Origin of the sequence: Saccharobesus litoralis, from assembly GCF_003063625.1 — a bacterium.
GTDB classification, from domain to species: domain Bacteria; phylum Pseudomonadota; class Gammaproteobacteria; order Enterobacterales; family Alteromonadaceae; genus Saccharobesus; species Saccharobesus litoralis.
The window spans coordinates 1,842,710-1,858,868 of the sequence record NZ_CP026604.1; the positions used below are offsets into that span (position 1 = coordinate 1,842,710).

The window sequence follows — 16,159 nt, forward strand, 5'->3', positions numbered from 1 at the left end:
TTTGTGGGGTAAGTATTATGCTAGTTGATATTCGAATGTTGCTTGATCCACAGCTTAGTGAAAAATTTAATAAGTTAGTGGCGTTTGCTGATCGTTACTCGCAAATATCTGTTGCTGTTAGCGGTGGTATCGACAGTATGTTGCTAACCTATTTACTGCATCGTTTCTCTAATAGTCAAATTACCCCTGTACATGCTTACTCACCGGCTGTACCTGCGGCTGCTTTTGCCCGCGTACAGTTTTATGCTGAAGAATATCATTGGCCATTAAAAGTGATTGATGCTAATGAGTTAGATGACGAAAATTATCGACGTAATCCGGTAAATCGTTGTTATTTTTGTAAAAGCAATTTGTATGAGCGAATTTTTAGCACGACAAAGTCGGTTATTTTTTCTGGCACTAATGTTGATGATCTCGATGACTATCGTCCAGGGTTAACTGCAGCCAAAGAGCGTAAAGTCCAGCACCCTTATGTTGAAGCAGGTATTAGTAAATCGGATATTTATCAGTTAGCTACTGCATTTAAATTAACCGAGTTACAATCCTTACCTGCTCAACCCTGTCTCGCTAGCCGCATTGAAACGGGGATCCAAGTTAGCAAGCAGGATATGCGTTTTATAGACAATATTGAAAATCAAACCCGAGCGTATTTTCCTAACTTGCAACATATTCGCTGCCGTATTACTCACCAAGGCGTGATGATTGAATTAGATCATTTGCCGGAACAAAAAATATTAAACCAATTTACAACCTACATAACGCCAACTTGTCGCAAAAAAGGCTACAAGTTACTTGGGGTTCGACCGTATAAAAAAGGCGCGGCTTTTTTAACAAATAATCCGCACTCAATGCCGGCTCAGGTTATCGCGATTAAAGAGGTTAGAGCATGAATGATGCATTTATTTGGGATGCGGAGCGAGCCAGTCGCACAGGTGTAGCTGAAGCGGTTTTTTGTCAAGGCAAAGCCAATGGCGATTTAATTGCGATTATTGAGCACAATTTAAGTCAGCAACGGCCTTTATTCATGACACGTTTATCACAAGAGCAGTGGTGTGCGTTGCTTGAACAGCAGCAGTCAATTTTAGATTATGACCCGCATTCACAAACAGCCATGGCCAATGTTAAAGCCAATAGTGTCGATACCAAGTCGGTTTGTATTGTTTGTGCAGGCACATCTGACCTTAGTGTAGCAAAAGAAGCTCAGCGCAGTTTGTTGTTTAACGGCGTTACTGCGCCACTTATTGCAGATGTCGGTGTTGCAGGCCTTTGGCGCTTAATGGATAAGATAGAGCTTATCCGCCAGTACAAAATGATAATCGCGGTTGCGGGTATGGAAGGCGCGCTGTTTAGTGTACTGGCCGGCCTTGTGACTGCGCCCATTGTGGCCGTACCAAGCGCGGTGGGTTATGGGGTTTCTGCTCATGGCCAAGCTGCGTTGTCGAGTGCCCTTGCATCCTGTTCTCCGGGTATTATGACGGTCAATATCAATAATGGCTTTGGTGCAGCCGCTTGCGTGGTGAAAACCTTGCGTCAATTTAAGCAATTAGAGGATCAGTAATGATGGATATGCAAACACTTAGTGCGCTAGCGTTAGGCTTATTCGTTGGGGTATTTCACGCGTTCGATGCTGATCATGTTATGGCTATGTCATCCTACGCCAATCAAACGCAAAAGCGATTAATGGTTTTAAAATATGCCAGCAAATGGGGATTAGGTCATGGCGGTATTTTATTACTGCTGGCATTAACATTGGTTTTAGTTGGTTATCAATTACCTAACTGGTTTGTGCATTCTGCTGAATTAGCGGTCGGACTATTATTAATCTATTTAGGCGCGCGGTTATTTATTTTATTTAAGCGTAAGCGCTTAGTGGGTTATCAAGACTCATCCGCTGATAAACAGACAAAAAAAGCTGACCATGTGCCTTTATTCATTGGTATGTTGCATGGTGTTGCCGGCAGTGCGCCTATGCTGGCTTTGCTGCCAAGTATGTTAGATACGCAATTTTTACAACATATTGGCCTTTTTTCAGTGGGTTGTTTGGTAGGTATGTTTTGTTTTGGTTTGGGGTTTTCGCAAATACAAGCCAAACTTAACTTGCACGCCAAGGCATCTCAAGGGTTTACTTTGGGTCTTGGCTCTTTATCAATAGGTTTGGGTGGTTACTGGCTAATCCTTGGTTAGTTTAAGTACTTTTATATTGAGCGGAGTTTAAAGATGAAAATAGCCGATATTGTTTCAACAAATAGGGTTAAACGTTACATAAGCCTATTGTGTTTATTTGGCGCTTTCATTGGTAATGGGTTTGCTCAAACGATCAATATATATATTGAAGAATTATCTCTTAAGGAATACAACCAACATTTGTTAACAATGGCATTACGCCACGCTAATGCGCAACACATTAAAATTAATGTTATTAATAAACAGTTGTCACGAGCTCAAGCATTTAGCCAGATGGATGCCGGTTTAATTGACGTTATGTGGCTTAACACCAATCAAGAAATAGAAGACCGCTTTATTCCTGTTCGTGTGCCCATTTTAAAAGGCCTAATGAGTTATCGCACCTTGATGATCCGTGAAGGGCAAGAAGCGGTATTTAAAGATGTTGAAACGTTTGAACAACTTAAAGCGATCCGCTCTGGGGTTGGACGTTTTTGGACAACCACCAAGGTGTTTAATGCCGAAGGGATTAATACAGTACTCACCACAAAATCGAGAAATTTATACCCTATGCTTGAAGGTGGCCGTTTTGATTATATTCCGCGCGGTGTCATGGAAATAGCGCCAGAGCTTGAAAAATACAATCATTTACCGCTTAAGCTAGAAACCACTATCCTGTTACGTTTACCAACGGCGGTTTATCCATTTGTCACCAAAGCCAAGCCTGAACTTGCCACAATCATCGAGCAAGGCATGTTGAAGTCTATTGATTCAGGCGAGTTTGATCAATACTTTGAATCGACCACCTTATACAAGGATACGCTGAAAATTATTAGTCAGCACAAATGGAAAGTGATCCCGATTAATAATCCCATTTTGCCTAAAGAAACGCCATTGGATGAAGCAAAACTTTGGGTTGATTTCAGCCAATATTTACAATAACGCTTAGAGATTACAGTAAAAGCGATAAGGCTATAGCTATTGTTAAATAGCTTGCTAGAGCTAATGTTAATAAGGTAACCATAATGATAAAACGCGCTACGGCACTGCTAGCGGCAGTGGGCTGTTTGACAGCTTGTGCTTTAAACGACCAAACACCATCTGCCAATAAATTAACATCTGTTAATCCAATCATTATTAATGCTGAGTGGTTAAATCAAGGCTTACAAAGGTATAGCGACAACGAACCGGTCACCCGCCGAGTGGTTGATAGTTTAATTAGTGCGGCCGACTCAGCACTAGAGGCGAAGCCGGTTTCTGTGCAGGATAAAAATTTAATCCCGCCCAGCGGTAACAAAGCCGATTATATTAGTGTCGGACCTTATTGGTGGCCTGATCCCGATAAGCCAGATGGTTTGCCTTGGATTAAAAAAGATGGCCAAGTGAACCCCGCGAGTAAGGGTTCTGGATCAGACAAACCTGCAATGAATGACATGTTGATGCAAATTAGCAGTTTGTCTTTAGCCTATCATTATACCAAGCGTGAGCAGTATGCTCAGCACGCGGCTTTACTCATTGATACTTGGTTTTTAAACCCACAAACTGCGATGAATCCGTCTTTAAACTATGGGCAAGCTGTACCCGGTAAAAGTGACGGTCGTCCCTATGGTGTAATCGAAACACGTTGGTACATGCGTATGTTAGACGATGTTGCGTTACTTGCACCTTCGGGTGCTTTATCAACCCGCCAACAAACCCAATTAAAAACATGGTTTGCTGATTATTTACAATGGCTAACGACAAACCCCATTGGGCAGCAAGCTTGTCAGGCCCATAATAATCACGGTACTTATTGTGAGGCTCAGGTTGCTTTTTATGCTTTGTATACAGGGCAGAAGTCATTAGCTAAAACATTTGTTGATAAAGTGTTTAAACAGCGTTTGGCTCAACAAGTTGATGAGCGTGGCGCACAACCGGATGAATTAGCGCGTACTCGGCCTATTCATTATTCGCTGTTTAATTTAGAGGCCTACTTTATTGCTGCTCGTGTTGCTGACCAACTTGGTTTAGATATGTGGCGTTATCAAACAGAACAAGGCATAGGTTTACAGCAAATGATCGACTTTATTTTGCCGGCTATTAAACAGCAAGGTTATTGGCAAAATGTGAAAGATAAAAAAATGCGTTTAGGTCGCCTTTACTATTTCTTACAGCTTGCATTTGATAAGTATCAACACCCTAAATATTTTAATGGCATGCAAGATTTGTTGGCCATTGTTGCAACCGAAGACAGGGCTGAACTGGCGCAATGTTTATTGATACAACCAAAACCTGATTTTATAACACTAGATGTGCTGAAACATATCGACCCAACTGGCAGTAAATCAGCATATCGTTGTTATTATTAGTCCCTTTTCAATTTAATTTTGATTAGTTGACAGAAGCTAGAAATCGTTAACTTAATGGCATTGACATCCATGTAGGTCGCCGTACGCTGTTCCAGACGCTTAACGGCATTCCCTACATCCATGTAGGTCGCCGTGCGCTGTTCCAGACGCTTAACGGCATTCCCTACATCCATGTAGGTCGAAATTTATTTCGACAATAGCAGCATAGCTGCTACGGGCTTGATTTCTAGCGGCGACATGACTTTAGTTTCTTAACCTTGAACGAGGCAGAATAAAAGGCGCTTTTAGCGCACAAGCCATTTTTCTTGATAAACGCGAACATAATAAAAAAACGGTGAAATGATGGAACTAACCGCTATTAAAACAGACAGGCTGTACGTAAAGGTTGCTGATCAAATTACCACTTTGGTTGAGCAGCAAGTGTTAAAGCCTGGCAGTCGCTTACCCTCTGAACGAACGCTGGCGGAACAACTTAATGTCAGTCGTCCAATTATTCGCGAAGCCATGATTGCGCTTGAATTGTCGGGTATTATTGAGATCCGCACTGGGTCAGGCATTTTTATCAATGAGGTGCAAACTAAGTTACCGGTATTGGATAAAGGGGCTGGGCCATTTGAAATTTTGCAACTTAGGTTAGTTGTTGAAACCGAAGCTTGTGCATTGGCCGCGCAATATATTAGTCAAGCTCAATTATTGGCATTGCAACAGGCCATTTCAGGTATGGAAGGCGCAGTAAACTCGAAAGAATGTGCTGAAGCTTTTGATCATTTATTTCATTCCATTATAGCGGATGCGTCAAACAACAGCGCCATTAGCTCAGTGATCAATTGGCTTTGGGAGCTACGTAAACAATCTGATCTAAGCCGCTCTTTTTCATCACGCTTGTTAAAACGTGGTGTGCATCCATCGATCCACGATCACAAAGAAATTTATCAAGCCTTATCGCAAGGCGATAGCGAAAAATCAAGGCAAGCCATGCGTAAGCATATAGAGCAAGCGACAGAAGACGCAGCGACCTTTTTTGACTCTACGTCATTCAAGAAGATCAAAGTTTAAATGTATCTTTATTGGTAAGGCCACTTTACAATCATATTTCTAGGTGTACAATGCGTATATGTCGGCTTTTGGGTATAAGAGCCAATTTAACGTCTCTAAACTGGAACTGTGAAACATGAAACAAAAATCAGATATTGGCTTAGTGGGATTAGCTGTAATGGGTGAAAACCTAATCTTAAACATGGAGTCAAAAGGCTTTACGGTAACGGCGTTTAATCGTAGTTACGCTAAAGTTGAGAAGTTTTTACACGGCCGAGCAGAAGGTAAAAATATTCGTGGTGCTGCAAGTATTGCAGAGTTGGTCGACTCATTAGCAACGCCACGTAAAGTCATGTTAATGGTTAAAGCTGGCCAGCCCGTCGACGATTTTATTGAGTTACTCGTACCGCATTTAGATGAAGGCGACATCATTATTGATGGCGGTAACACACATTACCCAGACACTATCCGTCGTGAAGCTTACCTTAAAGAAAAAGGTATTCACTTTGTCGGTGCGGGTGTGTCAGGTGGTGAAGAAGGCGCTTTGAAAGGGCCTTCAATTATGCCGGGTGGCTCGTTAGAAGCATGGCAACAGGTTAAGCCTATCTTCCAAGGTATTTCAGCTAAAGTTGAAGGTGGTGAGCCTTGTTGTGACTATGTTGGTGAAAATGGCGCTGGCCACTTCGTTAAAATGGTACACAACGGTATTGAATACGGCGACATGCAATTGTTGTGTGAAGCGTATCAAATCATGAAAGAAGTGGTTGGTTTGTCAGCCGACGAAATTCATCAAGTATTCAAACAATGGAATACCACTGAATTAGATTCTTACCTAGTTGAAATCTCACGCGATATCATGGCGTTTAAAGATGAAGACGGTGAGCCATTAGTTGAGAAAATTCTTGATACGGCTGGTCAAAAAGGTACAGGTAAATGGACAGGGGTTGTCGCCCTAGATTTAGGTGTTCCGCTTACCCTTATCGCCGAATCAGTCTTCGCTCGTTGTATTTCGGCATTAAAAGACGAGCGTGTTGCAGCATCTAAGATTTTAGCAGGCCCAGAAAAGTCATTCACTGGCGACAAAGCTGCGTTTATCGAAGACTTACGTCAAGCAGTACTAGCGTCGAAAATTGTTAGTTACGCACAAGGTTATACCCTAATGCGTGAAGCGGCGAAAGAGTTCAACTGGAACCTTAACTACGGCGGTATCGCGTTAATGTGGCGTGGAGGTTGTATTATTCGCTCGGCTTTCTTAGGTGACATCAAAAAAGCGTTTGAGAAGAACCCAGAGCTTAATAACTTACTACTGGATGACTACTTTAAAGAGACTGTCGTCAACGCTCAATCAAGCTGGCGTAATGTCGCAGCGACAGCAATTGCTAATGGTGTGCCAGCGCCTTGCTTAACTGCGGCACTTAACTACTTTGATGGTTACCGTACAGCGCGTTTACCCGCTAACTTGTTACAAGCGCAACGTGATTACTTTGGTGCTCACACTTATGAGCGTACAGACAAACCACGTGGTGAATTCTTCCATACTAACTGGACAGGGCGAGGGGGCGATACCGCCTCTACTACTTACGACGTGTAAATTGTTAAAAACAGGGGCTGTATTGCCCCTTTTTGTTATTTATTTTATAGGGCAAAATTATGTATAAATTTAGCTTTCTTCACCTTCTGGTTGCGAGCGTCATTATTGGATGCAATGCGACAACCCCTTTATCCTCTCAAGACCAACAGGTTGAAGTGGCATCCGCCACTAAGTCGACTTACGCTCGCTACGTACCAGAACGCAAAGATGACTTTGCTTGGGAGAACGATTTGGTGGCGTTTCGTGCTTATGGTCCTGCTGCGCGAGCTGGCGCAGAGAACGCTGGCGTTGATTGTTGGTTAAAGCGTGTTGACTATCCCATTATCAATAAATGGTACAAGTTGCATTTTGAGCAAGGTAAAAGCTATCACGAAGACCATGGTGAAGGGTTAGATAACTATCATGTTGGCTCATCTGCTGGTTGTGGTGGTACCTCGTTGTGGCTAAATGGCCAACGAGAGCCTTTGGAAACTTGGACAAAATGGCAGATCCTTGAACAGACAAAAGAAAAGACAAAATTTAAACTGTTTTATGAACGTGACATTGCGGGTAAAACCTATCAAGAAGAAAAGTTGATCACAATCGAATTAGGTCAGCGTTTATATTCAGTGTCTTCGCGTTTTTTGGTTGATGGTCAACCTGCTCCTTCGTTAGCCGTTACTGTTGGTGTTACCACGCATGATGGCAAAGCTCAGGTTAAAACCAACAAAGATAAAGGTTGGATAGCCACTTGGGAAAACCTAGATGGTTACGGGCTAGGTACTGCGGTTGTCGTTAACCCTGAAAGTGTTGTGGAATTTAAGACGATCGACAGCAATGGAGTTAAGGATGCAGGTCATGCGTTAATTTTACTCAATACCAATAGTCAGGGTGAAATTAGCTATAAAGCGGGTTATGGCTGGCAAAAAGCCAAGGCGATTGAAACATTTAGTCAATGGCAAAACTACCTGAACAATCACAAGTAATTTGCTTGCAGCGTGTGCTAAGCACGCTGCAACTTACTATAAGTTTGGCTCTGCTACCAGATTAGCTTCCACTTGGCTGTGGCGTTTAATGCTATTGCCAAGGTGAGCTTTGACTGAGGCTTTGGCTAACTCAGGATCTTGAGCTTGAATAGCACGAGCAATCTGTCTATGTTCATCTTGGATTAAATCGAGCAATCCTTGAGCTGCGGGCTCCTGCTCATATTTGGTAATAATTTCGCGAGCTGGGATCACGCCTGAACCAATATACTCAATAAAACGCCTAAAGTAGGGGTTGCCAGACGCGTCCGCAATGGCTTTGTGGAACTCGAAATCTTCTTTAATTGCGTCTTCACCTTGGGCAATCTTTTGTTCCATTTCTAGCATGCGATCAAGTATGTTTTGCATTTGTTGCTCGGTGCGTTTTTGCGCTGCCATGGCACTCATTTCCACTTCTACCGACATGCGTAATTCTAAAATTTGCACTGCGTTGTGCACAGTTTCAAATTCGGCTTGATCTATTTCGAATCCGGCTTTTTTTGGTTTAGAGGAAACAAAAACGCCTACGCCTTGGCGGCTGTCGACTAAGCCTTCTGCGCGTAATTGAGCAATGGCTTCGCGCACTACACTGCGGCTCACACCCGTTTGTTCTTCTATTTCCTTGGAAGGGGGTAATTTTTCACCTACTTTAAATTTACCGGAGAGAATACCTTGCCTTAATAGCTCAGCGAGTTCATGAGTCAGACTATGGCTTTTCTGCACTTGAGTAAATTGGAACGACTTCATATCAGATAACAGTTTTCATATAAGTAAAGATAAGAATATCAAATCAATAGATAATGCGCTATGAATCGACTCACTCCCTAGCATTATTTACAAACAGTGCAAGCATAAACCTTCTTCTAGCAATATTTTGTAAATAAATGGTAAGTTGGTTCTAATATAGCAACAAAATTGTTAGTTTTAGCCTATCATTTGTGTCATTTATAAACCTGCTGACATAGTCAAGTTAAGGTTTCTAACTAAAGATTAACAAAATGCAAATTGCCCAAATTACAAAAACGTTAATATTAGCCGCTGGACTCGTTACGAATTTTTTCAGTGTACAGGTTAACGCAAATACCGTTAATACAACGAATAACTCAGATAATACCGTCTCCAGTAACACAGCAAAAAAACCGAACTTCGTTTGGATTATTTCAGAGGATAATTCAGCCGAATATTTACGTTTATATAATTTAGAGCACGGCGCAGCCATGCCAAATGTAGAGCGACTGGCGGCACAAGGGTTAACGTTTGATAACGCTTATGCCAATGCGCCTGTTTGCTCAACGGCGCGTAGTACTTTAGCTTTAGGCGCTTATGCGCCAAAAGTGGGTACTATGCATCACCGAGCTTTTGCCCGCGCACAATATCAAAATAGTATTAAATCGATTTATCGGTTGATGAAAGAGTCGGGTTATTTTGTGACTAATAATGCCAAGACTGATTTCAATTTTACCCATGATCCGTTAATTGAATTCAACGAGAATGGCAAAAAAGCCCATTGGCAAAATCGTCGCGCCGGTCAAGCGTTTTTCCATATTCAAACTTTCACGACCACGCACGAATTTAATTTAATGTTCAAAGCGGGTGATGTGAACAATAAACCGACTCAGCATGATCCGGCTAAAGTCGCTTTAGCCGCGAAACATCCAGATACCGCCTTATTTCGATATACTTATGCACGTTATCTTGATCAGCACCTTAAGCTTGATGTTCAAATAGGTAAAGTGATAGCGGAATTGCAGCAAGCAGGCGAACTCGACAATACATTTGTGTTTTATTTTGGTGATCATGGCGGTGTTTTACCGGGTTCTAAAAGCTTTGCTAATGAGCAAGGCTTACGCATTCCATTAGTTGTACGCATACCTGATAATTTTCGCCACCTATTGCATGATGATTTGACCTCAGGTAGTCGGGTTAACAACATGGTGAGCTTTGTTGATATGGCGCCGACAGTGCTGGATTTAGCTGGGCTACCAAGTGCTAACTACCAAGACGGACAGTCGTTTTTGGGTAAACAAAGCGAGCAAAATCGCGACAAGGTGTTTGCTTATGCCGATCGTTTTGGTGAGCGTTATGATTTGGTGCGTACGTTAAGAATAGGTAAATATAAGTATGTACGTAATTACTTACCTATGAATCCAGATGGATTGCAGCAAAATTACCGCTTTAAAAACCTAGCTTACCAACAGTGGCGAGAGCTGTATAAAGCCGACAAGTTAAATGCGACTCAGGCGCAGTTTTTTAAAGCTAAACCTGTTGAGGCCTTGTATGACTTATCTGTTGATCCGCAAGAGCTGAATAACTTAGCAACACAGGCTGAACACATTAAGCAACTTACTTTGATGCGCAAACAAGTGCAAAATCAGGTAAAAAACAGCGGTGACTTAGGCTTTATTTCAGAGGCTAAGCTTGATCAATTGCAAAACCATGACAGCGTCAAATTTGCCGCAAGCCAGAAAGCGCATATCGCTAAATTAGTCAGCGCGGCCGATCTCATGTTACTGCCTTTTAATCAAGCGCGCCCTCAGCTCAAGCGAATATTACAACTGGGCAATCAAGATGAAAAATACTGGGCGTTAGTGGCGTTAAATTATTTTGGCCAGCAAGCTAAAGCCTTCACGCGTCAAGTGCAAACCTTAACGACAAACAATCATTTTAAGTTAGTTCAAGCGCGGGCAATTGAGTTTTTAGCACGAGTTAATAATTCGGATCCAGTTGCAGCTTTTGAAAAGCTGATTGCGCAATCGGAGCATCAACTTGAAGCGCTAGAGATCATGAATATTGCAGCAGTACTGCATGATACGCTGGGCTACCAATTTAATATAACACCTAAAGAGGAATGGTCGAGTTTACCCGATAAATCAGACCCGTATTACAGCCCGAAAAAATACCAAAATGGCTCGGTCGCTGCACGTATTGCCTACTTGAAAACGGCTTGGTAGTTCTTTCATTTAATAGTTGTCATTTTATAAAGGAAAAGATTATGTTGCGCTCATTGTTATCAATGTTGGGTTATTTGAGTTTATGCTTAGGCTTGATTAGCCTGCTTGGCGCTTGCCAATCTAATCAATCTAACCAATCCAATATCGGTACCCAACATGCAATCAAGGAGGGCGGAAACCAAGGGGTATCTTCTCCATCTAGTGTTTTAGCGTCTAATGCAGGTCAATCTAGCCCTGCAAAAGTCAACACACAGCAACGGCCTAATATATTGTTTATCATGTCAGACGACCATGCTTATCAAGCGATAAGTGCTTATGGTTCTAACTTGATCCAAACACCTAATATCGACCGCATTGCTAAGCAAGGTATTCGCTTTACTAATGCTAGCGTAACCAATTCGATTTGTGCGCCATCACGCGCCACCATACTGACGGGTAAACATACTCATATAAACGGCAAAATAGATAACCGTATGCCGTTTGATAGTACGCAGATCACCTTTCCGCAATTGTTACAACGTAATGGTTATCAAACCGCTATGTTTGGTAAGTTGCACTTTGGTAATAATCCCAAAGGGGTTGATGATTTTATGATTTTGCCGGGGCAAGGCGATTATATTAACCCTGACTTTATTACCAAACAGGGCACGGTGCGCAAGCAAGGGTATGTGACAGATATCATCACAGATGAAACCTTAAACTGGTTGAAGCACAATAGAGATGAGTCAAAACCTTTTATGTTGGCTTATTTGCACAAAGCCCCACATCGCTCTTGGTGGCCACGCGCAGATAAATTTGCCGAATTTTATGGTAAGCAATATCCCATTCCAGACACGTTATTTGATGACTATGCAACACGAGGAGCTGCGGCAAAAAGTGCAGAAATGACATTGCGCAAACATTTATTACCCGTTAAAGACACGAAAGTATCGCCAGACAGATACGATCCGCGTTACGAGCCTTATGTAAACCCGTGGGATAACATTAAAGTATTTGAACGTCAGTACACTAACCGCGCAACGCCAGCTCAAAAAGCGCAATATGAAAAAGTTCTAAGCCAAATAGCCAAAGACTACAATGAAAATTGGCCAAATATGACTGAACGAGAAAAAACCATCTGGAAATACCAGCGCTATATGCAAGATTACTTAGCGACGATTTCGTCAGTCGATGACAATATTGGTCGGGTGCTCGATTATTTAGACGAGGCGGGTTTAGCCGACAACACCATAGTTGTCTATACCTCTGATCAAGGGTTTTATTTAGGTGAGCATGGTTGGTACGACAAACGCTTTGCTTACCAAGAATCCATGAAAACACCTTTGGTTATTCGTTGGCCGCAAAAGATAAAACCGGGGCAAGTGTCAGATGAGTTAGTGCAAAATTTAGATTACGCTCAAACGTTTCTTGATGCGGCGGGACTAAAACAGCCAGAAGATATGCAGGGGCAAAGCTTTTTACCTTTGTTAACTGGCCAAACGCATAAATGGCAGCGTGAAGGGGTTTACTATCACTATTACGAATTTCCGGGCGCGCATGCGGTTAAACGCCACTATGCCATCATGACTAAACGTTACAAGTTGATCCACTTTTATCATGACGTTGATGAATGGGAGTTATATGACTTACAGCGTGATCCAAAGGAAGTAAATAATGTTTATCATGATGCTAGCTATCGCGATCAATTAGCAAAACTTAAACAACAACTGCGCGACTTAAGGATCCAATACAAAGATTCCCCTGAGCTTGATCAACAAATGATTGAGCGAACCAAAAATTGGAAAAATAGCAAAAACAAAGCGAAGCACTAAATTTATTTGCCTGATATTTGAGTAACAATGTCAATCAGTTTTTGATTGGCATTGTTTGTATAAAAACTGTCGCTAGTTTGATTGTTTTACGTTAAGTTACTGTTGGATATTGATTTTTTAATAGTAGTTTTATGAAGTTCAAACTGGCAATTGCCGCTAGCTGCTTGTTGTTTACCTCGCTTTCTAGCTATTGTAAAACGACTTATCCGCAGTTGATCCATCATCAGGTTAATCCTTACGATATTTATGTCAGAACGGGTCGAGGCGAGCAAAACTGTGGTCGTAAGAAAATGGCAGAAAATCGACATTCCAAGGCCTAAACATTTAATGCAAGGCTATCGTGGTAGAGATGCTTATCAAGTAACGGACCAAGGTATTGCTTGGACATTTCCAGTCTATGTTAAAGGCGACGCCAATGCCCAAGCGACAGGAGGTGAACGCAAGCTAGTTTATTCGTTTAAAGAACAGGTTTGGTCAGAAGTACATTAAAATTTATTCGGCTAAAATCGACATATTTAAGGATAATTAAAAATTGAGAACATTTATGAAAACCATTGTTGCCCTGTTGTTTAGCTTAGTGTTAATGGCTTGCCAATCGACCCAAGTTGAACCAGACACAAGCATTTTAGTTAAGTTACCAGTTAACCCTGTAATAAAAGTGCAGCCTCGCTTAGTATCGGGCATTAACTATCAGCAAGCGGTTTGGGTTGATCTGGCTTTTGAGTTTGACAATGCTCAATCAGCCAAGATAACAGAGGTTAAGTTTGTTGATTCCAGTCATCCCAACTCAAGCCAATTAACGGAAAACTCCATTAAAGCTTTTACCAAGTGGAAGTATTCGCCTAAAAATATTAAACCTTACGTAGGCCAACGTCTTTTGGTTAGGGTACATAGTACTAAATCAAATAAACAGCCGGATTTTCGCTGTAATGCTCAAGGTTGTAAAAAGGTCAAAAAGCCTTAACGGTATGTAATGGTATGACGCAGCCTAATTCGTATTACATTGCAAGAGTCAAAGCTGATTTAAACAAGCTGGCGACAGTTGAAAAGGCCATTGCCAGTCAGCGTTATTTTCCCGCGGGTATTCATTGTATAGGGGCGAATGCAGCTGATATCAAAACGATTATCAGCATTTTGCAAGTTGAACACCCAAATCTTAGCGCGCAAGATTGGTTGGCGATCTGCGAAGGGGTTTTAGCTCAAGCCGAATACAGCGAAGAGGTGTTGGTTGCATTTGGCTTAATTAATAAGTTTGTCAAAAAGTCGTTTGACGACAGCTTGTTAGAACGTTTTCAGTTTTGGCTAGAAAACTATGCGTCTAATTGGGCCCATGTTGATGATTTATGTATTAAAACCATTTACCAATTCTTTTTAGCTCGGCCTCATTTAATACCCCGCACTCAACATTGGACATTATCGCCAAGCCCTTGGTGCCGGCGCGCGAGCTGCGTGGTTTGGGTTAAATTTATTCAACGTAAAATAGGTAAAGCGGTTTACTGTTTAGATACGGCATTGGTGTTTAATAACTGTGATGTGCTGTTAAATGACGATGATGAATTTGTGCAAAAAGGCGTTGGTTGGCTATTAAAAGTCACTGCCCAGCATCACCCACAAAAAGTCATCAATTATTTAGAAAGTAATATTGCCAACATGCCACGCTCGACAATACGTTACGCCATTGAGAAGTTAGACCCGCAGCAACGAAAAGCTATTTTGTCTTTATAGTGCATTAATATCTCGGTATTTTCTCACAATGACTCGATATAGTCTTCTCGCTCAGGCTTTATGGTTCAATGTCAGCGCTTACTCTACACAAATATTAATTATCTCAAGCTAACCAAAAGGCGAATAAAATTGCGGATTAGTAGGTAGTATTTAATGGTTAAAAAAGTACCGTCTTTCCTGCGAAAGCTGCCCCTAAAACCTGATCGCTTTGACTATAGTTAATCGATAAATTATCGTCCGAAACCGAAACCGAAACCGAAACCGAAACCGAAACCGAAACCGAAACCGAAATGGAAATTTTAGCTGAAATAAAAGCCTTGCTTAACGATGACAGTGTCACGCTAGGCGAACAAGTGCAATCGCTTTGGAGTGGTTATGGACAAATTGTTCGTTGCTATTCAGCACAGCAGCAAGCAAGTTATATTGTTAAAGCGATAGCACCGGCTAACGCGACTCGTCACCCGCGAGGCTGGAATACATCAGCCAGTCATCAGCGCAAACTTAAGTCGTATCAAGTTGAGGCTAATTTTTATTTGCACTATGCGAAATGGGTTAGTTTTGACTGCAAAGTACCACAATTACTCGCCTGTAAAGCGACTGACGACTTTACCTTATTAGTGATGGAAGACTTAGATGCGCTGGGTTATAGCGAGCGCAAAGACTTTGCGACATGGCATGACTTATCGCGAGCCATTAAGTGGTTAGCTTATTTTCACGCAAGGTTTATGAAAGAAGTAAACGATGGGCCCAGCTTTGATTTATGGCCAATGGGGACGTATTGGCATTTAGCCACGCGGCAAGATGAATTAGCGGCCATGCCAGATAATGTTTTCAAAACTTATGCGGGTGCGCTAGATACGCTATTGCAACAAGTCAAATTTCCAACTTTGCTGCATGGCGATGCTAAGTTTGCCAACTTGTGTTTTCATACTGATGGAGAGCTAGTGGCGGCGATTGATTTTCAATACGTAGGATTGGGGTCTGGGGTACGTGATCTGGCTTACTTGGTGGGCAGTTGTTTAAAGCAAGACAAGTTAATGGAATATGATCGCTTAATTGTGCCCGAGTATCTTAAGTATTTACAACAAGCCCTAAACACTTATGGCAAAACTATAGATTTTAGTGCGTTACAAGCAGAAACCGAGTTGTTGTACCCCGTTGCTTGGGCTGATTTTTATCGATTTTTGTTAGGTTGGAACCCCAAAAGTTGGAAAATAGGCGACTATATGTTGCAAAAAGCGCAACAGGGGTTAGATCGCGTTCTATAGTCTTCTCGCTCAGGTCTTATGGTTCATTGTCGGCGCTTACTCTCGACTTTGGCTCCTGCGTCGTCCTACTACCTAAATCCCTTTAGGCAGCCCCAATCACATAGTAGAGCATATGCTCATGGGGTCTCGAAGCTTGACGGCTTTGCTTACATGGATGTAAGTACTTAGCGTGAGCAGGATGCGGAAGCTGCCCCTAAAACCTGATCGCTTTGACTATATAGTTTATAACCCTACCTTACGTCAGCATTCTGGGCGAAATTGATCAA

16 protein-coding genes are annotated in these 16,159 nt (G+C 42.0%); 15 read left to right on the top strand and 1 reads right to left on the bottom strand.

Annotation, left to right across the window (positions count from 1 at the left end):
• Positions 1–17 precede the first annotated feature (17 nt).
• From C2869_RS06445 to C2869_RS06480, 8 genes are all read left to right on the top strand, one after another.
• On the top strand, positions 18–890 hold the full coding sequence (locus C2869_RS06445; protein ID WP_228710783.1) for an adenine nucleotide alpha-hydrolase family protein: 873 nt from the start codon (positions 18–20) through the stop codon (positions 888–890).
• Complete coding sequence (larB, locus tag C2869_RS06450) at positions 887–1,558, top strand: nickel pincer cofactor biosynthesis protein LarB (RefSeq protein ID WP_108602173.1); 672 nt, start codon at positions 887–889, stop codon at positions 1,556–1,558. The genes C2869_RS06445 and larB overlap by 4 nt, the downstream gene beginning before the upstream one ends.
• Positions 1,558–2,184: a hypothetical protein gene (locus tag C2869_RS06455; RefSeq protein WP_108602174.1), complete on the top strand. Its 627-nt coding sequence runs from the start codon at positions 1,558–1,560 to the stop codon at positions 2,182–2,184. The genes larB and C2869_RS06455 overlap by 1 nt, the downstream gene beginning before the upstream one ends.
• A 33-nt stretch (positions 2,185–2,217) precedes the next feature.
• The gene (locus C2869_RS06460; RefSeq protein ID WP_108602175.1) at positions 2,218–3,105 is read left to right on the top strand and encodes a hypothetical protein; all 888 of its coding nucleotides are present in this window, start codon (positions 2,218–2,220) and stop codon (positions 3,103–3,105) included.
• A gap of 83 nt (positions 3,106–3,188) precedes the next feature.
• Positions 3,189–4,511, top strand: a complete 1,323-nt coding sequence (locus C2869_RS06465) for an alginate lyase family protein (RefSeq protein ID WP_108602176.1) — start codon at positions 3,189–3,191, stop codon at positions 4,509–4,511.
• Positions 4,512–4,850: 339 nt separating this feature from the next.
• Positions 4,851–5,567 (top strand): FadR/GntR family transcriptional regulator, encoded by a 717-nt coding sequence (locus tag C2869_RS06470; RefSeq protein WP_228710784.1) that lies wholly within the window; start codon positions 4,851–4,853, stop codon positions 5,565–5,567.
• 115 nt (positions 5,568–5,682) lie between these two features.
• Complete coding sequence (gnd, locus tag C2869_RS06475) at positions 5,683–7,137, top strand: decarboxylating NADP(+)-dependent phosphogluconate dehydrogenase (RefSeq protein WP_108602178.1); 1,455 nt, start codon at positions 5,683–5,685, stop codon at positions 7,135–7,137.
• 59 nt (positions 7,138–7,196) lie between these two features.
• Entirely contained in the window at positions 7,197–8,102 is a 906-nt protein-coding gene (locus tag C2869_RS06480; RefSeq protein ID WP_108602179.1) for a DUF4861 family protein, read from the top strand.
• Between the two features lie 36 nt (positions 8,103–8,138).
• On the opposite strand, the gene C2869_RS06485 is transcribed toward C2869_RS06480, so the two are convergent.
• Complete coding sequence (locus tag C2869_RS06485; RefSeq protein ID WP_108602180.1) at positions 8,139–8,885, bottom strand: FadR/GntR family transcriptional regulator; 747 nt, start codon at positions 8,883–8,885, stop codon at positions 8,139–8,141.
• 251 nt (positions 8,886–9,136) lie between these two features.
• Between C2869_RS06485 and C2869_RS06490 the strand changes: the two genes are divergently transcribed.
• The 7 genes from C2869_RS06490 to C2869_RS06515 all read left to right on the top strand — a co-directional run bounded on the left by C2869_RS06490 (position 9,137) and on the right by C2869_RS06515 (position 15,893).
• Positions 9,137–11,089 (top strand): sulfatase family protein, encoded by a 1,953-nt coding sequence (locus tag C2869_RS06490; RefSeq protein WP_108602181.1) that lies wholly within the window; start codon positions 9,137–9,139, stop codon positions 11,087–11,089.
• Positions 11,090–11,130: 41 nt separating this feature from the next.
• On the top strand, positions 11,131–12,900 hold the full coding sequence (locus C2869_RS06495; protein WP_228710785.1) for a sulfatase family protein: 1,770 nt from the start codon (positions 11,131–11,133) through the stop codon (positions 12,898–12,900).
• A 131-nt stretch (positions 12,901–13,031) separates the two neighbouring features.
• Positions 13,032–13,220 (top strand): hypothetical protein, encoded by a 189-nt coding sequence (locus tag C2869_RS22460; protein WP_159084066.1) that lies wholly within the window; start codon positions 13,032–13,034, stop codon positions 13,218–13,220.
• Between the two features lie 7 nt (positions 13,221–13,227).
• The gene (locus C2869_RS06500) at positions 13,228–13,389 is read left to right on the top strand and encodes a hypothetical protein (RefSeq protein WP_159084067.1); all 162 of its coding nucleotides are present in this window, start codon (positions 13,228–13,230) and stop codon (positions 13,387–13,389) included.
• Positions 13,390–13,444: 55 nt separating this feature from the next.
• Positions 13,445–13,864, top strand: coding sequence for a hypothetical protein (locus C2869_RS06505; protein WP_108602183.1), 420 nt, complete (start codon positions 13,445–13,447; stop codon positions 13,862–13,864).
• A 14-nt stretch (positions 13,865–13,878) separates the two neighbouring features.
• On the top strand, positions 13,879–14,625 hold the full coding sequence (locus tag C2869_RS06510) for a DNA alkylation repair protein (protein WP_108602184.1): 747 nt from the start codon (positions 13,879–13,881) through the stop codon (positions 14,623–14,625).
• Between the two features lie 290 nt (positions 14,626–14,915).
• Positions 14,916–15,893 carry a phosphotransferase gene (locus C2869_RS06515; RefSeq protein WP_108602185.1) on the top strand — a complete coding sequence of 326 codons (978 nt, stop codon included), beginning with the start codon at positions 14,916–14,918 and terminating at the stop codon, positions 15,891–15,893.
• Positions 15,894–16,159 lie beyond the last annotated feature (266 nt).